The sequence below is a fragment of the Carboxylicivirga sp. genome (assembly GCF_982718395.1).
The window spans coordinates 1-23,389 of record NZ_CEXQWX010000097.1 but is presented as its reverse complement, the minus strand read 5'-3'; the positions used below and the strand labels follow the sequence as shown (position 1 = coordinate 23,389).

Sequence of the window (23,389 nt, the reverse complement as noted above, 5' to 3'; positions counted from 1 at the left end):
TACGATATTTCATTGTAATCTTTAAGTGTACTGTATAAATCTAATGACTTTTTAGAGTGCTCAGCCGACAACTCATATTTTTCCTGATACAAATAGATACGACCTAACAATCCATGTACAGCAGCTTTGCTGGCAAAGGTTTTGTGCTTTGGGTTATCTGGTAATGCATCCAGGGCAATATTAAGATCGGCCAATATCAAATCGTAATTGTCCTGTACAGAACTTCTCGGTGTAACTGCATTAATATCCATAGAAAGAGGCATAGGCACCCCTAAATCAGTAGCAACAGTACTTGCATCATAATGTTTGGCATATCCATTCACTAAATAAAAGTATGCATTAGCCCTAATAAAATGAGCCCTACCGCGTGTATCTTCTATGTCATACAACGAACCTTCTGTGTATGAATCGAGATTCTCGATAACAAAATTGGCACGTGAAATGGTCTTATAATAGTCCACCCAATCCGGATCCTGCTCATTTTCCTGGTACATATAGTCCTGCCATGTATAAGCTTTTATAGTAGATACTGAAGAGCGGGGAATCAAGAAGTCGGGAATGACAACATCATCTGATTGATTACCAAAATTACCGCCTCCGGTATTAATATCATTAGTAACATTTAGCATCTGGGCCAAATCATCTGTATTATCCGGAATCGTTTTACCGTATGGAAGAAAGGTTACATAGTCATCGCCGCAACTCATTAGCAACATTGCCAGCAAACATGTATATAGTATTTTTTTCATTGTTCTCGTTTTTAATGTATTCAACAAGCTGTATTAAAACTGCATTGATAAACCAAATGTGTAATTCTTAAAACGTGGAAAATCAAAATCTCTCACGTACACTAAATCACCACTTCCGCCACCTTGATAATTGATCTTTGAATCATAAATACGATCATTATCAGCCGCAGTCCAATGCCATAAATTTTCAATACCTACTTTTAGGCGTAAGCTTTTAATGGCTGGCACATTGATCAATGAAGTAAAATCATAAGATAGATTAATGCTTTTCAACTGTATTACATCTGCATTATCAATATTATAGTCGCTATCCCAGGTAGCTGAAATACGATCTGGGGCACTATAAGCCGTGTAGTCAAGCTTAGGAACTTTTGTATGTGCTTCATCACCAGCTTCTCTCCAACGGTCGTTATAAACATTAATCATATTCTTTGTACCTGCTGTGCGCACCGGACTTGGGTATGTATACTGCTTGGCAAAATGTCCGAAGTCATAAAGAATGAAAATATCTGCAGAGAAGTTTTTATACTTAAAATGATTATTTAATGAACCATATACAGGCGGAGTTAAGCGACCGATAAATTTACCATCCTCAATATCAAAACTTCCCATCTCCTGCCACGATACGATATTACCATCGCGATCATACACCTGAGGCTCTCCTGTAGCATCAAGTCCAGCGTTTCGATAACCATAGATAAAATCAATTGGCTGACCTTCTACCGGATTACCATATACCACATCAGAACGGTTATTAGCAGGCTTACTCACTTTCAACAGTTCGTTATAGTTGTATGAGAAGTTGAAGTTTATATCATAGCTAAATGCAACCTGCCGCACAACACTGGCACCTATGTTAATATCAACACCTCGGTTTAAAATCTCGCCATTGTTCATTTTTACCTGCTCCCAGGAATATGAAGATCCACCAAAACCAGTTGTCGGATCAAGATTAACATAGGCTAAAACATCTTCACTTCGCTTGTTATAGTATTCAATACTACCAAAAATGCGGTTATTCAATACGGAATAATCGATTCCAATATTTGTTGTATAAGTTTTCTCCCATCCTAACAATGGGTTAGCAGGGTTAGCAACAGAAAGCGATTGTTCGCCAGTAAAGTAATCAGTACCAGCATTGGCAATCAGGAATGGAGATGTACTTTTATCGATGTTACCTGCCAGTCCATATGAAGCTTTTAAGCTTAACTCACTAATCCAGGCCGCATCAAAGAAGTCTTCTTTACTAATGTGCCACTTACCACCAATTGACCATGCCGGCTGATCCTGGTATTCGGACGACTGACCAAATAAATTGGTTTTATCCAAGCGCCAACTACCGGATAAATCATACTTGTCTTTATAACTCACATTACCCAAAAAGAAGGCAGACTGAAAACGATCTTCATTTTGTTGACGCGTCGGCACATCCCACATAGAAGCCCATCCGAAAAAGGCATTAACATATCCACGTGTGAGATCTTCCCAGTTAACTACATTCTCAGTTAATCGTTGAGCATTATAGTTAAATCGTGCATTGCCCATGTTGTTTTCGTACATAAATGCATTACGCTCCCATCCGGCATTGAAGCCAACATTAATATCATTAAACTGCTTGTTGATACTCATCTGTAAACGTGTCGTCAGGTTCTCTGACTTAGTATCATCATGCCATAAAATATTACCATAAGGAATCACTTGGTTCATCGTCATATCAGTGTAACGATTAATAAATCTTCTAACATCATAAGACTCTTTATCCTGAAGGTTTTCACTACGTCCGTTACTTATGCTATAACCCACAGATCCCGTCAGTTTTAACCAATCAGTAGGTGTAATATCTAAAGATGCATTCGTGCTGATGTTACTGCTCTTTGTTTCTTTATTTTTTAACTCCTGCTCTTGTACCTGGTTATAAAAGAATGGTAATAAACCACGGCTTTCGTGATAAGCCACCGTCGCCGCATCATAGCTACCAGTTGCCTCATGCGCAAAGTTGCCATCTTCATCAAAGAAGCGAACATATGGACGAGTCATGGATGCATATTGCCCATTACTCTTATTACCCCTGAAGTTACCAAGGACACTTAAGTTCAGTTGAAGTATATCATTATACTTAAAGCGGTCATTCAGGTTAAATGAGATATTATCGCCTTTTGTACCTTGCCACATGGCTTTATTTTCATCAAATGAGATGGATGCATAAAACTGATTCTTCTCAGTACCATAGTTAAATGACAATGTGTGCTTCTGAACCATCTCACGCTGGAAAAACAGCTCTTCAATATCCCTTCGGTTATCGTAGGATGCTATTTCGTCGCGCATGGCTAATGCCTCCTGTTCGGTTATAGATCCGGCCTGCATAGCGGCATACACTTCACCCAACTCAGATTTGTAATTATACCATGGAAAAGCTGTCATACCAGCAGCTTCATAAGCACTCCACTCCAGATCAACATACTGTTGTGAAGTCATGATGTTTAGTTCATCCAAATTTGGTTTCTCTGACATCTGGAAAGTACCCGTATAATTAACTCTTAACTTACCATCTGTTTTTCCTCTTTTAGTGGTAATTACAATTACTCCATTAGCACCGCGTACACCATATATAGAGGCTGAAGCGGCATCTTTTAAAACAGTTAACTGCTCCACATCATCCGGGTTAATTTCCAGGAGGTTACCTTCCCATGGATGACCATTAAGTACGATTAATGGCTGAGATCCTGCCGATAAGGTTGAAGCACCACGAATAACAATGGTTCCATCCTTGTTGACCTTTACACCAGCTGCAACACCTTCCAGTCTATCTGTCAAATCAACAGAGGCAACATTAACAATATCATCAGCATTAACAATCTGGAATGAACCTGTAGCTCGTTCTTTAGCAATAGTCTGGTATCCTGTTACCACTACCTCGTTTAAACCCATAGTTTCTTCTTCGAGCACAATGTTAATCTGTGTTCGTCCATCAACGGGTATTTCTATGGTTTTGTAACCCAGACTTGAGATTTCCAAAACCAAACCTTCCTCATCTGGCGCTACCAGCTCATAAGTCCCATCAACTGCTGATACACAACCAACTGTAGTACCTTTAAAACAGACAGCTGCAAAGGGCAATGGCTCACCATTCTGATCTTTTACGGTTCCGCGAATGGTAATTTTCTTTTCTTCCTGTTGTACCTGCGGTGCAGCATAAAGTGGTTTTTCTGATGGCCGGATAACTACATACTCATCCACAAGGCGAAACTCCATGTTAGCATCTTTTAATATCTGCTCATACAAGTCCATCAAATCAACAGTTCCTTCAGTTACTTCGACCTCCTGGTTAATATCCATCTCATCATTACTCAAAATTGTAATGAGACCAGTTTGACGTTCCACCTCTTTAAACAATTCTTTGTAGGTTGTTTTTGCTTCACGCACATTAATTTTCTGAGCCCAGCTGGCTGCTGAAACCTGCAAAAAAATCCCGAATAATAATACAACGCTAATCCGCATAGCTAACAGCATTTTACGAGGCACTTGTATAAAGGTACAACAAGCCCCTTTCTTTTGTAAACTTTTCATAGATTTGTAGATCTAATGTTAATATTTGCCGGAATTGACTTTGGCGAGACGCTTCCGGTTATTGATTTTAGTTGATGGGGAGTGTTAGCGCACTCTCCATTTTATTTTAACGTTTTAGTACAGTGCTTTCACCAGTACCGTTTTATCTTTTACATCAATTTTTACTTTTGTTGTTTCTTCAATGAGCTTAATAAAAAACTCAAAGTTTGTTTCTCTTCTGACTGCACCAGTAAAGCGCTTGTTTTTAACATCTTCATTAGTAAAAAAGAAATCAACATCATACCAGCGCCCCAGTTTATCTGCCATCTGCTTTAAGGTCATCTCTTCAAAACGGAAGATGCCATCTTTCCAGGCAGTGTAAAGATCAACATTGACCTCATTCACAAACATCCTTTTATTTGCTTTATTAACCTGTGCCTGCTGTCCTGGTTCAATCAAGGTTTCCACACCATCCATCAAAACAGCTACGCTTCCTTCTACCAAAGTGGTTTCTGTTACATTATCATCTTCATAAGCCATCACATTAAACTGCGTTCCATACACTTTCACATCGGACGTAGCAGTTTTTACAATAAATGGCTTTTCTTTATCTGTTGTGACATCAAAAAAAGCTTCGCCAGTTAAGTATACTTCCCGTGTTTGTTCAGAAAAATTCACGGGATAAGTCAATGAAGACTCTGAATTTAACCACACCTTGGTTCCATCGGCCAATATTAATTGATATTCGCCTCCCCGTGGTATATTTATAGTATTAAAAGCCTGATCATTTTGTTTATTGGTATTGTATGACAGAATATCCAGTGAATCAACACCTATCACCTGCCCCTGTTCGTCTTTAATCAGCATCTCACTTGCATTATCAAGTTGCAGTAAGTCGCCATTGGCCAATTGCAACACAGCCTTTGATGATCCGGGTGTAATCTGATGCGCTGTTTGAAGGGTTTCAACTTCTTTATCGGACAAGTACAACACACTTAAGGCAATACCCAAAGGTAAAATAATGGCTGCCGCATATTGTAACCAACGCTTCACCAATCTCCTTTGCTTGCTTGCCATCGTCTTGTGAATTGACTTCCATGATTGTTCCAAATCCAATGCGGTCACTTCTAATTCTCCATTCTCGTAATTGGTCTGAAGGTTTCTGTAATAAGCCTGATTTTTCCTGCTATCAGTCAGCCACTGCTTCATCAGTTTCTGTTCCTCGTCATTTGCAATGCCAACCAGGTTTTTCCAGATTATTAAATAGTCTATTTCAGTTTTAATGCGCATTGTTTTATGTGTTCATTCATTGGTTAGACTCATAAGTTTTAAATATGGTCGACAAGTTTTTTACTTTTTTTGAAAAAAATTTAAACCAAGCCAATTAGTCTTTCAAACAGATCATATTTCCAAGGGTTTAGTTTAAATTGAGAAAAAACAATTGAAGTACATTTAATAATACGAATCAACGGTTGATATTACAGTTCAATCCTTTAAAAACTAGCTTATTTTACTACACAAAGGTCTTTACTGCACTGTTTAAATCAAATATTAGTAATTGAGGTGTACACTTACCCATATAATCCCCTTCTAAAGGGGATTTAGATACCATTGATTCGGTGTAAACACTATTTTCGTCTCCCTTTTAAGGGAGATTTAGAGGGTTAATTAACAAGTCAAAGTGATTTTAACTATTGATACACATTATAAGTAGCTGAGTATAGTTATTGATGCATAATTCTGTTTTGAAACTATTACAGTGGAACCAGCTCACAGAATAACCGATTATTGTGCACTGTACATCAAGCACTAACAAAGAGATTTACAATCAATCAGACCACAAATCATGTAGAACACATCATTAAACATACCTGATTTCTTACAGCCTCAATCCTTTATAAGAAAAACACCAATAGCGTTCGATCAAATAACAAATTACGCAATTTTAACCGAGCCCGCCCCAATTGCGTCTTAACCGTACTGACAGATATATCCAAATCTTCTGCTATTTCATTCATGGTGAGTCCATGTACATATTTCAGGCGGAAGATGCGCTTCATTTCTTTTGGTAATTGCTCTAATGCGTCGTTAACTTCTTTAACCAATTGTGGATCCAATAGTTCTTCTTCAGCATGTTCTGACAAATATGAATCAATCAAATACACTTGGTGCTTGTCTTTAATTCCAATATTCCGCAGATAAATCAGGCATTTATTTTTAACAGCAGTATGCAAATACCATTTCAGTGACGAAATGTCCTGTGTATCCCTTTTCTCCCAAAGCGTAATAAAAACATCCTGAACAAGATCTTTGCAGGCATCCTTATCGTATACAAAGCGAAAAGCAAAGCGCATCAGTGTTGGATAATAATTATCGAATAAAGAACGGTAAACCTGCTCATTGCCTTTACGAAGTTCTTCGATAATTATTTTATCACTTAACTGCATTGGTTAATTATGGGTTTTATGTTGTAGCCATGCAAAGAAAGGAATTTTTTAAGTGATTGCAAGTAGGGGCGATTAAGCGTGAGTTCTGTTTTCATACGATAATTAGAGTGCTCCAAATGAATTGGAAATTATTAAAGTTCTTTATCTAACCTTCCAACAGAAGCTTTCATCAGTTCTTGCAGGATTTTTTATGACCTCGGTAAAATATAAAAGTTCCTATGAGATTATATTGATTTTTATGGGATATGAAGTGCAGTTTCCTACTACCTAACTAAATTGTCATAGTACTCATCCAGCGACAAACTCTTATTGATGTAATATGACAAAAGCTTTTACAGAGTAACAATTGACATTTTGTTATAGCAATAAGCATTCGTTATCGAACTTACCTATTTTAACAACTCCTGTTAATTAGAGAAACATTCCTCACAGATAAACATATTTTATTAACCAAATGAGGTTTATTTAACTAAAAAGTATAATTTAGCATTTACTAATCGGGAATAGGCCGCCTCACTAAAAAGGGTTCAAAAAAGACATGTTTTATTGCTAACTAAGCAGAGTTGAAACAAACACACTGATAATAAAAAAATCACTTCAACTTTGCTCAATTATCAAACATAGTTTATACAGACACTTTATTATAAATAGCCTCTGCCAATTATAAATTAAATGTACTAATGACCAGTTAAAAACTTACCAATCGATGTGTTATGAACAATAATATAATACCTAAACTTATAATGAAAAGTAATTTTATACTATTTTTTTTACTATTGCTGCATGCTGGCATTTTAGCCCAAGAACCTAAATGGATTAGCTTTACAGCCTCACATGTAGTCAATGATATAAAAGAAGAGAGAGATTTCCTTTGGCTAGCTACAACAGGCGGTGTAATCAAACTTAATAAAGAAAGCGGTGAACAAGAACATTTCACAAGCACAAATTCAGGCTTATGCGATAACCGAGTAAAGTCCGTTGCCATCGAAGAAAGTGGTAAAAAATGGTTTGCAACTTCAAATGGTGTAACATCTTTAGATGATTCAAATTGGAGGGTTTATATCGATGAACTTCCTGATGAAAATGTTAACTCAATAGCAATTGATAAACAAGGTAATAAATGGTTTGGAACTCAAAGCAATGGAAGTGTTATGTTTAATGATTCTCAATGGACCATTTATAATGACGAAACGAAAGGACATCCATCTACTATAACTGACATTGTGGTCGATGATGAGAACACAATTTGGTTTGCTACCTTTGGCAAGGGGATTTCAAAATTTGAAAATAACCAATGGACACTGTTTAACACAACAAACTCAGAGTTATCTTCTAATTGGGTTTATGACCTTATTGTCAATGAAGATAAAAGCGTATGGTTTAATTTATACACAGGAGTCTATAAAATTGATCAGGATGTTTTTACCATGATTTCATCTGATACACCTAAATGTCTGGCTGTAGATTTAAATGGTAACAAATGGTTTGGATTTAGAAATGGAGGAATCTGTAAATATAGTGACAATGGAAATCTCATTTATCCTTATATTCCTGAACTATCCAATAAAGAAGTTAAAACAATTGAAATTGTTGATAACGGAGATTTCTGGATTGGTACTAATGATGGTGTTGTTTATTACAATCAATCCAGCTCAAAGCATTACAATACAGCAACGTCTGGCCTACCAGATTCTGGGATTTATGATATATATATTGATGCTGATGGTAACAAGTGGTTTGGCACAAATAATGGAGCGGCCAGGTTTGATGGTACAGAATGGATAAATTTTACCGGAAAGGATTTTGACGTTCACTTTACACAAGTTAAATCAATTACATCTGACCTTGATGGTAACGTATGGCTAGCCACTAACGGAGGACTTGGTATGTTTAATGGTGAAACCTTGAGCATGTTAAACCATAAGAATTCTCCTTTACCCAACACAATAATTTCTGATGTCGATGTTGATCCGACCAATGGAGATATTTGGATAACATCAAGTGAAGGAGTATTCCGTTTCAATGGAGCAAACTGGAATTCTGTTACTACTGATAACTCTGAAATACCATTAAACGGTGTCAGTAGTGTTGCTATAGAGGCTTCAGGTGTAAAATGGTTTGGAACGGGAGGAAGTGGTATCGTGAGATACGACAATTCAAACTGGGAGATCTTTAATTCGGATAATTCAGGTGTTGATATTGATTATATCAATGCTATAAGCATCGATAAAGAACAAAAGAAGTGGATATATACAAACCAATATGTTATAGAATATAATGACATGACCTGGACTATACATACACACCTGGATTATCGCTGGAGAGGAGAAATGCATATGGGTAACGGTAATGACAAATGGTTTACAGGGGGACTAGGACTTACTAAATTTACAGGTACCTATTATCAACATTATACAATGGACAATTCAGGTTTGCCTGCAAATTGGTGTTTTTCCTTTGCCATTGATGAAAAGGGAAATAAGTGGGTTGCGACTGTCGGTGGTGTTGGCGTTTATAATGAAGAAGGCGTGGATATTTCTTCGACACCTACATCACATAGTGTAATACCCTCTTTACCTGTTCAAGAGATAAGAATTTCACCCAATCCGGCAGTCAGCTCCATCAACATTAATGCTCACTCTTGGCAAAGACAAAAGAATGAAACAGATATTGATATACATGTATACGATGTAGCAGGAAACAATATAAAACATGTCATCCTACCATATTCAAACCAAGCCTCACTTGATATTGATGATCTAACACCTGGAATTTACATTGTCAAGATCAAATATGGGGATAAATATGAGCAAGCAAAGTTTATTAAAAAATAGATAAAAATAAGATTGTAAAGATTCATATAACATCTTGTATTTGTGCTTTTGCCAAGCTAGGTGAGATATAATGTTAAGCTTGCAAAACACTGGTGACATCTCCAAATTAAAACACCAAGTGTTTATTTTAGAAATTCTGTTCTTGTTGTGAGAAAAGGGAAGACATATTTATCAATTGATCATTATAAACAAACCATCACTTTGGTAGAGCTTCACATAAATGGCACTTGTAGCAGGTAATAAAGATTAAACGGTACTCCTCCCCTTCTCATAACCATTATATATCAGTACAAAATACATGATTTTGAAAATTATCTATCATAATAACACACATGACACTATGGTTAAGGAGATATAAGGTATAAAGCATTGGTGCAACCTATCCTATAGTTAGACAAGTAGAAAAATACCGCCGTGTATATATACCATAAATCATTCTGACTTTCAGATTCTTATGCGATAATCAGTTATGGTTATTGAGCCAGGGTTCTATTGCATACTCTAATAACTGTAATTTTAAATTACAAAAGTTAATACCCTAATAAAAAGTTATAAAAGCAACTTTAAAAAAAAATGACTTTTTCTAAAATATAATTCTTGGTTATCCGACTTAATGGATAGATACAGAAATTTATGACATCGAAAAAACAAAATATTGAAAGTACTTTTAATCAAGAGCAAAATCGACTGATAAATTTTATCAAGGGTAGGATTGGTTCAGCAGAAGATGCGGAAGATATAGTACAGGATGTATTTATGAGTTTTGTAGGGGTATTTGATGATATATCTGATTTGCGCAAATCAATCTCATGGCTTTACTCCGTTGCCAAAAATAAAATTGTTGATTATCGAAGAAAAAAGAAAACTTATTCGATTGAAGAACAAAAAGGTAAAGATGGTGAAGAAAGAGATCTTAATTTAATAGACCTTATCCCATCGTTAGAATCTATGCCAGACGAACAGATGATGTTGGACGCTATCTGGGAAGAGATTCAAACGAGATTAGAAGAACTCCCACATGAACAACGAGAGGTATTTGAATGGCATGAACTTGAAGGATTGAGTTTTCAGCAAATTTCGGATTTTACGGGAACAACTATTAATACACTCATAAGCAGAAAACGCTATGCTGTGGTGTATCTGAGAGAACATCTAGAAGAAATGTTCAAATTAATTAAAGAATAGTACAAAACAGGTTATGCCTTAGGTATAGCCATAAAATTTAGAAGAGATGAAAAATTACTCTAAAGGAGCAAGTATAGGAAAAATGATAATTTTTGGGGTGTTAGCCGCCACAGCTTTTACATTCGCATTAATGTTTTTATGGAACTGGTTAATGCCTGCGATATTTGGATTGACAGTCATAACATTTTGGCAAGCCTTAGGCTTACTTGTATTGTCGAAAATACTATTCGGCAAGGGGCAACGACCACATTGGCAAAACAGAGAAAAATCTAAAATGCATAAAGCACAATTTATGAGGCATTTTGGGAAACGACCAATCAATGATGATGTTAAACAACAAAATGAAGGTTCCGATGAAGAAAAGTAATATGACAATATCTGCTCCTGTATTTGTCAACCCTAACGCTTGCGATGGATGCGGACTATGCACTGAAGTTTGTCCAACACAAGTGTTTGAAACGAAAGAGCTAACTAACAAGGAGAGAAAAGCACTATCTTTTTTCGGAAGGTTAAAAGTAAGGATTAAGGGAAATATCAAATCATATGTTGCCAGACCTGACAAATGTATTGTATGTGGTCAATGTGTTAGAAGTTGTCATGAACATGCAATAACTGTAAGAAATTTGAAAAAAAGTGCTTAAAGCGACTAATAAGAGGCTTTCCTAAAAGATTGCCTCTTTTTGATGCTTAACTTTTTTTCTGAATAATAACCTTTGTTCAATTAATAAATTGATTGAGAACTATCAGAACACCAGCACAAAAGCAAATAAGTGGCTGACAGCCAATTGATCTTCAGTGCATCTTTCACACCATCATACGCATGGTTCTCTTATACGACGGCGAATAGTCATAAGAATAAAGTGCTACAAACTGTAAGGTAGTTTCCTCAAGTTGAATGTAACCCCACTGTTTAATAGCGATTGTCTTACCGAATATTAGCCAGCTAGCGCCCCTCCTACATTCTAAAAGAATTTAAACGAATGGGATAACCGCTATTATTCGGATTCCGAGAAACTTCGCATTGCAATGATTTAATCTCCTTTGGGTTTTAGATCTCATCTCCGGTGTCAGGTATTTTGAGTATGATATATCACATTAAGTAGGTTGAATTCAAATAATAGACAAATTCAAGATTATTATTACAATTAAAGGTATTATTAAAAAGTAAATAACTAACATTGCATTTTATTGATAGTGAAATCAAAAATAAGTGGATGCCAAAATCGCAACAATCATTTAGCAAGAAAGAAAAAGAAACGAAACGTTTAAAGAAACGCCAGGAAAAGCAAAAAAAACTTGAAGAACGAAGAGCTAACCCCAAAGGCTCTACGCTTGATGACATGATTGCCTACGTGGATGAATTTGGAAATATCACTGATACTCCGCCCGATTTAACAAAGACTAAAAAGGTTAAAGCCGAAAATATTGATATAAGCACTCCCAAAAAGGAAGAAGTTGAGTTTGATCCAATACGAAAAGGTAAAGTTGCTTTTTTTGATACATCTAAAGGATTTGGATTTATTACTGATCAGGAAACTCAGGAGAAATATTTTGTACACGTCAACGGTTTAACTGAGGAAGTGAAGGAGAATGATAAAGTAAGTTTTGAACTTGAACAAGGAAAAAAAGGCTTGAATGCTGTTCGGGTGAAGAAAATATAATTAGCCACTACCAGCAAGTAATAAAGCAAGGGCTTGATTTTGCAAGGTTATTTAGTATTATCAAGTTTATCAGATGGAGTTGGCCTTTTGAATTACAAATTAAACCACCTGCATCAGAACCAAATATTCGCACAACATATAGTGGCCCCTTTCTTTTAAAATCTATCAACTATTATCTATGGTTTCTTAAATGGATGGTCAAATTAATCGTAATTACTTACTTCTAAATTTATTTCAGACCATCTGTTTACCACTAAGTAAGAAAGCCGTATAAGAAACCTGGTTTATTCACCTTTATTGCAATAATACTCGGGCTTCATTCACTAAATCAAACAAATGAAATTCACAGAACTAAAATTAATATCTGCCATCCTCAAGGCCTTGAGAGATGAAAATTATACATCCCCCACAGCTATTCAAGCCAAAGCCATACCATTTATTCTGAATAGAAAAGATGTGTTGGGAAGTGCGCAAACAGGGACCGGCAAAACAGCGGCTTTTGCCATTCCGATCATACAACATCTCTCTAATGATATACTTAATGCAAAAGGGAAACGAAAGATTAAAGCACTAATTGTAACACCAACCCGCGAACTTGCTTTACAAATAGGCGAAAGTTTTACAACATATGGAAAGTACACTAAAATAAAGAATACTGTTATTTTTGGAGGTGTGTCACAAGGCGCCCAGGTAAGAGCATTAAAAAATGGAGTTGATGTGCTGATTGCAACACCAGGTCGTTTACTCGATTTGATGAGTCAAGGTTTTATTTCGTTGCGGGATGTTAAATATTTTGTTTTGGATGAAGCTGATCGTATGCTCGATATGGGCTTTATACATGACATTAAAAAACTATTAGAGAAATTGCCTCAGGAGCGACAATCCTTATTCTTTTCGGCCACTATGCCGCCAAAAATCCTTCAGCTATCTCAACAAATATTGGTCAATCCTAAAAAGGTGGTGGTCAATCCTGTATCGTCAACGGCCGAAACAATACAGCAGTACTTATATACAACTAATAAAAGCGATAAAAAGGGGTTGCTTTTACACATACTAAAAACTCACGAAATGGACCAGGTCTTGTTGTTTTCTCGCACCAAACATGGTGCAGATCGCATTGTGAGAAACCTTCGGCACAAAAAGATTAATTGTGCTGCTATACATGGCGAAAAGAGTCAAAATCAACGACAGAAAGCTTTGAAACAGTTTAAAGCTGGTCAGATAAAAGTATTGGTGGCCACCGATATTGCAGCACGTGGTATTGACATCGACAAACTACGTTATGTTATTAATTACGATATACCTAATGAACCGGAAACATATGTTCACCGAATAGGACGTTGCGGACGCGCCGGTGAAGAGGGGGTTGCCATCTCACTTTGTGAACCGGAGGAAAATGCTTACATAAAAGAAATCGAAAAGCTCATCAAGCGTACAATCGAAACCGTAAATGATAACCCTTTTCCTCAAACAGATAAACCAATGAACAGCGCTGAAAAGAAGGAATTTCAGAAAGAGAAACAGCGAAAAAGACAAGAGTTTTTTGCGAACCGGAATAAAAAGAGAGGTTCGCAAAATCCAGGCTTTAGAAGAAAGAAGCGGTAGCTTAAAAGACTAATCCCGATGTAGGTTAGATCCTCCCTTCGGGATTTTTGTATCTAATCAAAAAACTTGTGTGCTAGCCAATAATTTGTACCTCCCAATTAGTTATTTGTTGGCTTCAACTAGTAATAAGTGATGGAAAATTGATTGTATGGGTTATACAAAACTCTAACAAACTAATAATAACACAAGCCTTGTTTGACAAAGTTTTCTTAAGCCTCTTAATTGATATTTCTGCTGCAGTTCCGGAGCCCTCACAATTATAATGCATAAAAGAGCTTACTACATTTTATCTCCCAATTGACACTATTTGTCTCCTTTTTGACATTAATCCGTCATATCAATCTGTTGATCATACAAATTCGATCATTAAACAAACTTTCATAAGTACGTGATGGTTATCATACTCTTAATTGACTTAATAAGGCTATTTTTAAGTTAAAATATTGAAAAGTAAACCGCCGGCTGGTCATCAACCTTCCCTTGTTTGGCGACGCGGATTGGACGATGTGGCCGGTGGAGCTTTGCAATATAAGTTTAAACATGAGTTACACTGAAGATTTTAACACATGGAAAGAACAAATTGAGGCAGTGCCTGATAAAGACACCAAACTGCCTAACCAACCGGTAGATGAATTTGCTGCCAGCGCCGAAACACTTGCTGTGGAGGCCACAAAAGACAAAGATGCCTTTACAACCGCAGGCATGAATGCAGAAATTATTGATGAATTAACACCTTTAGCTGGAGCATTACGTTATGCACAAGCTAGGTGGACCAGTGAATTTAGAGCCAAGCAAGAAGCTCAAAAAGAATGGTTAGAACAATCGCCAGTGGCTTATCAACTAAGAGATGAGTTACTGCACCACTTCAGTTTTGCTTATCGCAATATTGATGATCTTAAAAAAAAGTGTAATGCGCATACGCGAAGGTGGCGGCCATGCTGATATGATCCAGGATTTAGTTGCCATAGCTGATTTAGGTGAGAGTAATCCTGAGCCATTAACGGATATAGGACTAAACTTAGAAACACTTCAACAAGCACGAACTGTTTCTCATAATATGTCTGAGCTCTTGTCTGCTTCAAATGGTTCCAAAGATGAGAAGAATCAAGCCAAAGTATTACGTGATAAAGCCTATACATTACTCTATAACAAAGTCAGTGAAATACGTGAATATGGACGTTACGTCTTTTGGAAAAACGAAGAACGACGTGAGAAATACCTGATTGATTAATTTGCAAAACACTTGAATTTACTAGTCCCGAGGCAGGTTACACCCTCCCCTTGGGACTTTTAGTATCCCCTTGGCAATTTGAGGCAGCCAACTGGCAACTAGTACCCTCCCCTTGGCAAAAAGTGGGTCCCCCTTAGCAATTCACTGTCGTCATTTGGCAATAAGTGGCAACCCATTGGTATAAAGTGGCTGTCAACTGGCAATTTTACTATTTCAATCAGTACTTTAAGCAAGCTATTTTGAATAATTTCGGGGTCAAATAGAATTTATTATATCAATTAAAACCCGTCAGGTTTTGAAAACCTGACGGGTTTAACTTTTTGCTTTAAGGATGCGATCGTTATTCACATCGTATTATTACAGATCGCATCTTATAACTTTTGCTACTGACCGATGACGAAGTACTGCTGAGTATTAAAAAGACCCCATTCCGAAGAATGAGGCCAAGAGTATAAAACTCCCCTAATGAAACATCTTAATGAATAAATAATATAAAACCAAATAATTAATTCATTTCCAACTATGTTTTAATCCTGCTTTCTGGGTATTAATTTGTAGAGTCTGACAACAGGTACATAATTTGATGTTCCAATCAGGAAAGTGCCACTCTGCAAAAGGTTTTAAATGCTCACAATTAATAAAATCGCCTAGAAGTAAGTGGTGCTTTATAAGATTTTTAATAGCGGGACAATCTTGGTTATGAATAATATGTTCGCCCATTCCGTTCTTCAAACAATCTAAATAATAGGTAGTCATTGTATCATTAAAAATGAAGCCACATTATTCAAGATGTGGCTTCTCGAACTAAGTACTATTGCATTAATTATCCAGCAACAATTATGACTTATAATGAATGTAATTGGCTAAATTGTTTTTTATTTCAATTTATCTGAATACCACACTTGATAATTAATTACCAATAAAATATTAACAATGTAGGACTGTATTAATAAAGTTTAGTACTATTAACAAAATTTCCTATTTTAATGACAGTTATTGGCGCTAGTTATTATTGCTAATCTCATATAAGATTACTCTTTTTTTCTTTCTTTTAATTTTAATTCCGTTCGCTTCAAGAAATGCTTCGATATCAGATGTATTCGATTTATTCATCTTTTCCCATTCCATCCCTTTATTATAAACATACTTGTTGGCTAATGACTCATCTGCAACATATAGTTCTCCTGATTTAATTTCCAATTGCGAAATAAAAATTGAAACAGGTGTGTAAGCTTTAAATGTTCCTTCTTCTATTTCACTTCTATCAATTACTGACTGAGTTTTCCTTTTTATCGACATCACTTTCACTTCCCGTTCAACCTCCTTAGTCTCGAATTGAATGGATAATGATTCAAGTAAAGTAGTTTCTATTTCTTTTAGAGCACCATCTATACCTTTGGTCTTTTTCCAATACACAACATCATAACGAATGTCGTCATCTGTATTATTGGTAATCCATATAGGTGATGATAAGCTGCGAAAGAATACAAATAAATCCTCAAGCGTTAAACCACTGCAGGTAACCCCAACATGTCCATCAGGATGTGTCTTATATCCGCGTCCAGCCATGTAGGTTTGCAAAGATGGGCGAATAATAAACTGATGTAACAAAGTAGGACGGAATGACCGATCCTTTCCCAGCATCATATTGACACCATTATACAAAGGGTCCTCTCCTCCTGAAAATCCCCCATTTACAATAACATCAGGCTGTTCAGCTTTAGGTTTATGGACAATTGTGTTTGTTTTCAATACCTCATCTATCAGCTCTTCTGTTACTTCATACCCCTGATATACGACGGTTCCTTCCGTATTAATAATATACGTCTGCGGTCGTCCCTTAACTTTATAGTTTTTAAAATCTTGTTTATCATCATCTCTTCCTATCCAAAAGTTAACATCAACCTTATTCAGGAAGTTTTCCAGTTTTGTTTTTGGATCATCAGTAATGGCAATAAAGTGAACGCCTTTATCCTGGTATTTCTTATATATCTCCTTATACTTAGGAAAGGAAGCAACACATGGAGAGCACCAAATAGCCCAAAAGTCAAGAATAACAACCTTACCCCTCAGTGATTCTAAAGTAGGTATTTCGCCACTTTCACGGTTATATATTCCTTCCAATGTAATTTCCGGTGCTTTGATTCCAGGCTTTAATTGAGCCAAAAGACTAAAAGGAATCAGAAATAGTAAAATTAAATTAATCTTCTTCATAATGTTAATTGCAAAGTTTAAGGATAACTGTCTTTTTTACACATACTCCCCCAGGCACCATGTAAATATTAGCGCATTACCAGGTACTTACATCCAGTATCAAAATGCCCGTTAGACCAGATGGTTACAGTTATCCTTAAAGGTTTATTTTTTAATGTTAGTATTTATTTTGCTCGATTGCCCCCTGTGAAACCTGGATATCCAGATTAGGAATCGGGCGTGCGAACTTTCTGGATTGCTTATCTAATGTATAGGTAATGGGATCCTTTGATTGTTCTATTACGTTATTGGTATACGGATAGAATGTCTTCTGAATAATGACGTCATCATTTGGATTATCATTATTATTAAAGCGTCTGATATCTATCCACCTCTGAGTAAACGGGAGTTCTCTTCTTCGTTCTTCCAAAACAAGTCTTAAAGCCTCATCCTCCGATGCCGCCGACAGGTTAATAACGTCAGATGGTGCCTGATTATCCATACGTACCGAACGAAGTATGTTAACGGTTGATATACCTGAGCTCCAATCCTTAAGTCTTACCTGGCATTCGGCTTTTATTAATATCATTTCGGCCACGGTTGGGCCACTAGGCAGGTAATTAAAATGGAAAAACACATAACCCGGATAGCTATATACCGGATCTGTCATCCCTCGTTTGAGCGAGTGGTTCTCTACCATATGATATTTATACCTAAGATCAAAGTCTTTGTCGTATAAATCCAAAAGCGATTGTGATGGAATATGCCAACTATTAGAGTTATATAAGAACCTGTAATAGTACAGTTCTTTCCATTCCATACGATCCGTTGGGTCTGTTTGCAGATCGCGTGTATATGGATAATTCAATTCATATGTTTGTCCATCAATGGTGATGTCATCATCCAAATCAGAATAACGCATTTCCGTGTTATAATCAATGAGTTCATCATGCTCAGCCAAAGCTATTTCCGCATATTTTAATGCGTTTGTATAATCGCCTATACACAGATATACCCTGGCAGCAAAGGCATTAACCGAAGCCGAACTCGCCCGCCAATTACGGTACTTTCCATCTACAAAATCAAAGCTTTTATCGATTTCCAAAGCCATCTTCAGGTCCTGTAAAATCAGCTTCCATGTTTCTTCCAGTGTGCTGCGTTCTACTGATTCCTCAAAACTGGTAGTCTGTTTAACTGGTAAGCCTGGTTCATTTTTATTTTGCTCTGAATAAGGCAAACAGAATGTATTCACCATTTGGTAGTAAGAGTAAGCCCTTACAAAATGTGACTCGGCTTTTAAAAGTGCCTTTTCCGCAGCATCGCCACTGACTTTATCCAAATCTGCCAGAATTAGATTGGCAATAAATATTTTCTTCCATTCATCCGGCCAGTAGGAGGCAATATTATCCGGCACATAATCGGTATCCCAGGTTGCCGAATGCACATCGTATATTCGATAAATAAAATTGGCATTATCATAAATGTCTGACAGCAGTCCAAAATCATCTGTCCCTAATAATATCTCTCTGTTACTTTCTTTATCAAATTGCGTAAACTCGTTTAATAAGCTTTCCAATTGCTCAGTAGTTGTAGGAACAACGCTTCTGTTTTTATTAGGTGGCGTATCTAAATAGCTATCACATGAAGTAACCACCATTAGGAGCACAACAAATATTATAATATGACTCTTCATTTCTTCTAATTTTAATTACAAATTAATTTTAATCCCAAAAGTGTACATGGCTTGCGGACGAATAGTGCCTAACGGAAATTCAGGATCTTCGTTGTACTCATTAAAAAAGATGCTGCCTAAATTATTCCCTTGCGCAAAAACTGATGCTGCACCAATCCCAAGCTTGTTAACGAACGCTGCAGGTACATCGTAAGTCAGGTTTACTTCTTGTAATCTAATATGCCCCGCATTTGCAGTTAAATAATCTAAATATATTGTACTCATCCAATCCCATACTATATATTCGGGTTCTTCATCAGGGATCGGTACAATCTTATTGGGGTCGCCATTTACAACATCATTATACTTTATATTTACATAGGTATATTCTCCTGAATTTGGAGCCCTTAGCATTGCATCATACTTAAAAGGAAGGGTACGAAATACATGTCCAAACTTACCCGTTATAATAAAAGAGAAGTTAAAATTCTGAATAGTAAAGTTATTGGTAAATCCTATATTATAAGGGGCTACTGTCGTTCCTTGCGCGGCCATATATTCACGAGCATCCACGCTTGGAGGCGATTCACTTAACTGTTTTACTTCATCATCAACACCTTTATAAACCGGCGCGTATTTGGGATCATTCTCAGTACCAACATTCTTTATACCACCATACCTCAGCGCCCACAATGTATTAGCATCGTATCCTTCAACATAGGCTGCAGAGCCTCCATCTCTTAGGTCATTATATATGTAAGTATTTTTAAATAATTGCCTGATTTCATTATTGTTATATGCGAAGTTGACAATACCAGCCCATCGAATTTTATTTCCAACAATAGGAACTGATGTACCCAAACTCAGTTCGATACCTTGATTTAACATTTCGCCATTGTTTATTTTCTGAGATGTTGTGCCATGAACCGAGGTAATTGATTGCTTCACAATTAAATCAGAGCTTAGCTTTCTATACCAATCAATGGAACCATATAATTTCCCCCTGGCAACAGAAAAATCAAGCCCGGTATTGAAGGTAGTTGTTGTTTCCCATCTTAAGGTTGGATTACCATGACTTGAAACAACCCCTGCTATATCATTTGTAAACTGGTTAGGGTAGCTATAAATGTTTAGCAATGGTCGAAATGATGTTGAGCGGTCAACGTTACCATTTGTTCCATAGGTTGATCTCAGGTGCAATCTATCCAACCACTCAATATCATTCATAAAGTTCTCGTTGGTAATGTTCCATCCTATACCAACTGACCAAAAGGGTTCATACCTGTACTTTGGATCATCAGTGATCAGATTTGAAGCATCTGTTCGAACACTGCCGGATATGCTGTATTTATCGTTATATGTGTATGCCAGATTAGTATATAAAGAAAAATACTTATCCGTACTCTCTGAATAAAAAGGTGTTACATAATCCAGTCTTATAGGATAATCATTCCAGACAGCACTACTTAAAGGTAAACCAAGCCACATAGAGCCATCTCCTATCAATCCTCCTACTGATAGACGTTCCTTGTCGTATCCCATAACATGTGGATCTCGTCTGTATTCAAGTATTCTTTTGGATACCTCTGAACCCGCAATAAAACTAATGCTATGTACAGAATTAAGCGTTCGTGAGAATGACAGTTGATTACGAAAATTATAGTTCCTTAAATCGGAATGGTTTTCAGTTAAACCTCCACCTTTAGGCATGTTTGCAGTCACCTCATTGGTAGTTTTATCCCAGGTTGATGTTTCATTCACCATCCGTCGCATGGCAAATGTCTTATCACTGTAGTAAGAACTATTATCAATTTTTGCCATCTCAAAAAAGAACTTTGAATCAAAGCTCAATCCATCCATTATTCTAAAATTCAGTCCTGCCTGTATGCGAGCATTAACCTCTTTTGATATAATCTCCCTGTTTTGAATTTCGGTAATTGGATTATATGACCAATCAGCATAAGGAAAAGCGTCCTGTGGTACAAACTCATCGAATACTGGTTTATAGTAGAATAAATGATTGAGATCGGCCAAACTGCCATCTGTATTAACCAACATATCATAAGGAGCAAGACGTTTAATTTCACCAAGTGTTACACCACTTCTGTCATAATCTTTTAACTGAAGCATGGAACCTAAATTGAAATTAAGCCAGTCAGTTATTTTTACATTATTCTTATAATTTATCATGTAATTGTTCGAATGGTTCTCTTTAAAATAATCCTGCTTGTTTTCGAACAATACTGACAGGTTATTATTCATATGGTCATTGCCTCCGGAAATAGACAAATTATACTGCTGAGTAAATGGATTTTGTAACAGATTATCCCTGATCTGTCCCTTATTGCTTAATTGAGCCAACTCAGATAACCGGCGTTCCATCTCGTCTTCAGATATATTACCATTCATATGTTGGTTCATTGCAATGATACCAGGTGTATGATAAAACTCCGTCCAAAAAAGATCCTGTGTGGGCCTGTAATATGGCAAGCCAAAAAAGCCTGACTCAAAGCCTCTACGCTCGTATTCGATTGTTGACTGGCTGCTTGCCCTTGGATTAACATAGTCCAGGTCAAGTTTGGGCGACACTCGTGCAAATGAGCTAAACTCAACATTAACTTTTCCCGATTTAGCATTCTTTGTGGTTATAACAATAACACCATTAGCCGATTTAGCTCCCCAAATGGAGGCCGCTGCAGCATCTTTTAATACGTTAATGCTTTCAACATCATTTGGATTGATGGTTGAAAATCCACCTTCAATGGGAAAACCATCAACTATAATTAGAGGTTTAGCATCTCCCAACAGGCTGGTTTGTCCACGCACTTCAAGGGAAATATTACCATCAGCATCTGTTGTTGCTTGTACACCGGCAACAGCTCCTATAATCCGCTCTGATATGTTAGACGTTGGTCTGTTAATCTGTTCTTTTCTAACATTACCAAACGCCCCGGTAACTCTTTCCCGCGATAAAGTTTGATATCCCGTAACAACCACTTCATCCAGTCCCATCATGTCGGGTTCAAGAACAATATCGATATATGTGCGTCCCTGTACTTCAATTTCCTGAGTCACAAAACCAAGACTCGATACTTCCAATACAACATCAGCTTCATTTGGTACTTCTAATTCATAAACACCATCAATTGCTGAAACACAACCAGTAGTGGTCCCTTTAAAACAAACTGCTGCGAAGGGAAGAGGGTCTCCATTTTCGTCTTTTACAGTACCTCGAATAATTATTTTCTCTTGAGGTTGGGCAATAACAGGAGGACGCTTCCCTGGTTTAATAACCACAAATCCATCTGTAATTTCAAAGTCATATTTCGTTTCCTTAAGTATATCCAATAATGCTTCTTCAAGCGTCACGTTATGCAGTTCAGCCGAAATACGAACGGATTGATCCAGCTCTTCTTCATTATATACAAAGTAGAGGCCTGTTTGCTTTCGCAACTCCTTAAACACATAGCGCATTGATTTTTCTTTCACCTCCAGGTTCACCTTTTCTTGTGAAACTGAAGTAGCCGAAATTTGCATCAATACGGCAAATAATAGCACGATGCTTATTCTCATAGCTAACATCATTTTTCGTGAAAAACCCCAAGGGATTATCCACTGAAGAACATTTTTTTCCATAATTTTGTAAAACTTAATTAAACATGCAATGCTTTGGCGAGCATTGTTTTATAGCAGAAGATGTTGGCGCATCTTCTGTTTTTTTATTGGATTATAATTCGATCTTTTTCAGTAATAAACCTGACGCTTGTTGTTTTCTCAATCATTTTGCACAACGACTCTATTGAGTTATCACGCCTGGCTGCTCCGGTAAAATGCAAGTGTTTTAAACGTTCATTCTCAAAATCAAAATCAACACTGTACCACCGGCTTAACTGTTTACAAATAGTGACCAGTTCAGTATTTTCGAATTCAAAAACACCATCTACCCATGAGGTATATAAACTCGTATCCACTGACTTTGTTTGAATATCTGCATTGGCATCAACCACAGCTTGCATACCTGGCTCAATAATCACAGACTTGAGACTATTACTAACTTTTACACTTCCTTCGACGAGGGTCGTTGCCATAAAGTCATCATCTTCGTAGGCCGCCACATTAAATGTGGTTCCCAACACTTCTATTGCTCCTTTTGGTGTTTCAACAATAAACGGTTTACTGGCATTATGGGCAACTTTAAACAAAGCTTCTCCTTTCTTTAACTGAACCTCTCGCCTTTCGCCCATAAAATGAACTGGAAATACCATT

At 36.8% G+C, this 23,389-nt stretch carries 16 protein-coding genes; 8 read left to right on the top strand and 8 right to left on the bottom strand.

Features of this window, described 5'->3' with window-relative positions; genetic code table 11:
* From AC4MRQ_RS16600 to AC4MRQ_RS16585, 4 genes are all read right to left on the bottom strand, one after another.
* Positions 1–749 (bottom strand): RagB/SusD family nutrient uptake outer membrane protein (locus AC4MRQ_RS16600; protein WP_491198821.1); only part of this gene is annotated, 749 nt, incomplete at its 3' end.
* A gap of 33 nt (positions 750–782) precedes the next feature.
* Positions 783–4,316, bottom strand: a complete 3,534-nt coding sequence (locus AC4MRQ_RS16595) for a SusC/RagA family TonB-linked outer membrane protein (protein WP_491198820.1) — start codon at positions 4,314–4,316, stop codon at positions 783–785.
* Positions 4,317–4,430: 114 nt separating this feature from the next.
* Positions 4,431–5,585, bottom strand: coding sequence for a FecR family protein (locus tag AC4MRQ_RS16590; protein ID WP_491198819.1), 1,155 nt, complete (start codon positions 5,583–5,585; stop codon positions 4,431–4,433).
* 605 nt (positions 5,586–6,190) lie between these two features.
* The gene (locus tag AC4MRQ_RS16585) at positions 6,191–6,742 is read right to left on the bottom strand and encodes an RNA polymerase sigma factor (protein WP_491198818.1); all 552 of its coding nucleotides are present in this window, start codon (positions 6,740–6,742) and stop codon (positions 6,191–6,193) included.
* 713 nt (positions 6,743–7,455) lie between these two features.
* Between AC4MRQ_RS16585 and AC4MRQ_RS16580 the strand changes: the two genes are divergently transcribed.
* From AC4MRQ_RS16580 to AC4MRQ_RS16545, 8 genes are all read left to right on the top strand, one after another.
* Positions 7,456–9,576, top strand: a complete 2,121-nt coding sequence (locus AC4MRQ_RS16580) for a two-component regulator propeller domain-containing protein (RefSeq protein ID WP_491198817.1) — start codon at positions 7,456–7,458, stop codon at positions 9,574–9,576.
* A gap of 633 nt (positions 9,577–10,209) precedes the next feature.
* On the top strand, positions 10,210–10,761 hold the full coding sequence (locus AC4MRQ_RS16575) for an RNA polymerase sigma factor (protein ID WP_491198816.1): 552 nt from the start codon (positions 10,210–10,212) through the stop codon (positions 10,759–10,761).
* Between the two features lie 46 nt (positions 10,762–10,807).
* The gene (locus AC4MRQ_RS16570; protein ID WP_491198815.1) at positions 10,808–11,128 is read left to right on the top strand and encodes a DUF2721 domain-containing protein; all 321 of its coding nucleotides are present in this window, start codon (positions 10,808–10,810) and stop codon (positions 11,126–11,128) included.
* Positions 11,115–11,402, top strand: coding sequence for a 4Fe-4S dicluster domain-containing protein (locus AC4MRQ_RS16565; RefSeq protein WP_491198814.1), 288 nt, complete (start codon positions 11,115–11,117; stop codon positions 11,400–11,402). The genes AC4MRQ_RS16570 and AC4MRQ_RS16565 overlap by 14 nt, the downstream gene beginning before the upstream one ends.
* Before the next feature lie 573 nt (positions 11,403–11,975).
* Positions 11,976–12,422 (top strand): cold-shock protein, encoded by a 447-nt coding sequence (locus AC4MRQ_RS16560; protein ID WP_491198813.1) that lies wholly within the window; start codon positions 11,976–11,978, stop codon positions 12,420–12,422.
* Between the two features lie 336 nt (positions 12,423–12,758).
* The gene (locus tag AC4MRQ_RS16555; protein ID WP_491198812.1) at positions 12,759–14,027 is read left to right on the top strand and encodes a DEAD/DEAH box helicase; all 1,269 of its coding nucleotides are present in this window, start codon (positions 12,759–12,761) and stop codon (positions 14,025–14,027) included.
* Between the two features lie 540 nt (positions 14,028–14,567).
* Entirely contained in the window at positions 14,568–14,969 is a 402-nt protein-coding gene (locus AC4MRQ_RS16550) for a hypothetical protein (RefSeq protein ID WP_491198811.1), read from the top strand.
* A complete protein-coding gene (locus AC4MRQ_RS16545) occupies positions 14,938–15,258 on the top strand; it encodes a hypothetical protein (protein ID WP_491198810.1) in 321 nt (106 codons plus the stop codon). The genes AC4MRQ_RS16550 and AC4MRQ_RS16545 overlap by 32 nt, the downstream gene beginning before the upstream one ends.
* 1,002 nt (positions 15,259–16,260) lie before the next feature.
* On the opposite strand, the gene AC4MRQ_RS16540 is transcribed toward AC4MRQ_RS16545, so the two are convergent.
* From AC4MRQ_RS16540 to AC4MRQ_RS16525, 4 genes are all read right to left on the bottom strand, one after another.
* Positions 16,261–17,472 carry a peroxiredoxin family protein gene (locus tag AC4MRQ_RS16540; protein WP_491198809.1) on the bottom strand — a complete coding sequence of 404 codons (1,212 nt, stop codon included), beginning with the start codon at positions 17,470–17,472 and terminating at the stop codon, positions 16,261–16,263.
* Between the two features lie 157 nt (positions 17,473–17,629).
* Complete coding sequence (locus AC4MRQ_RS16535; protein WP_491198808.1) at positions 17,630–19,144, bottom strand: RagB/SusD family nutrient uptake outer membrane protein; 1,515 nt, start codon at positions 19,142–19,144, stop codon at positions 17,630–17,632.
* A gap of 15 nt (positions 19,145–19,159) precedes the next feature.
* Entirely contained in the window at positions 19,160–22,759 is a 3,600-nt protein-coding gene (locus AC4MRQ_RS16530) for a SusC/RagA family TonB-linked outer membrane protein (protein WP_491198807.1), read from the bottom strand.
* A gap of 83 nt (positions 22,760–22,842) precedes the next feature.
* A partial coding sequence (locus AC4MRQ_RS16525) for a FecR family protein (RefSeq protein ID WP_491198806.1) occupies positions 22,843–23,389 on the bottom strand: 547 nt, incomplete at its 5' end.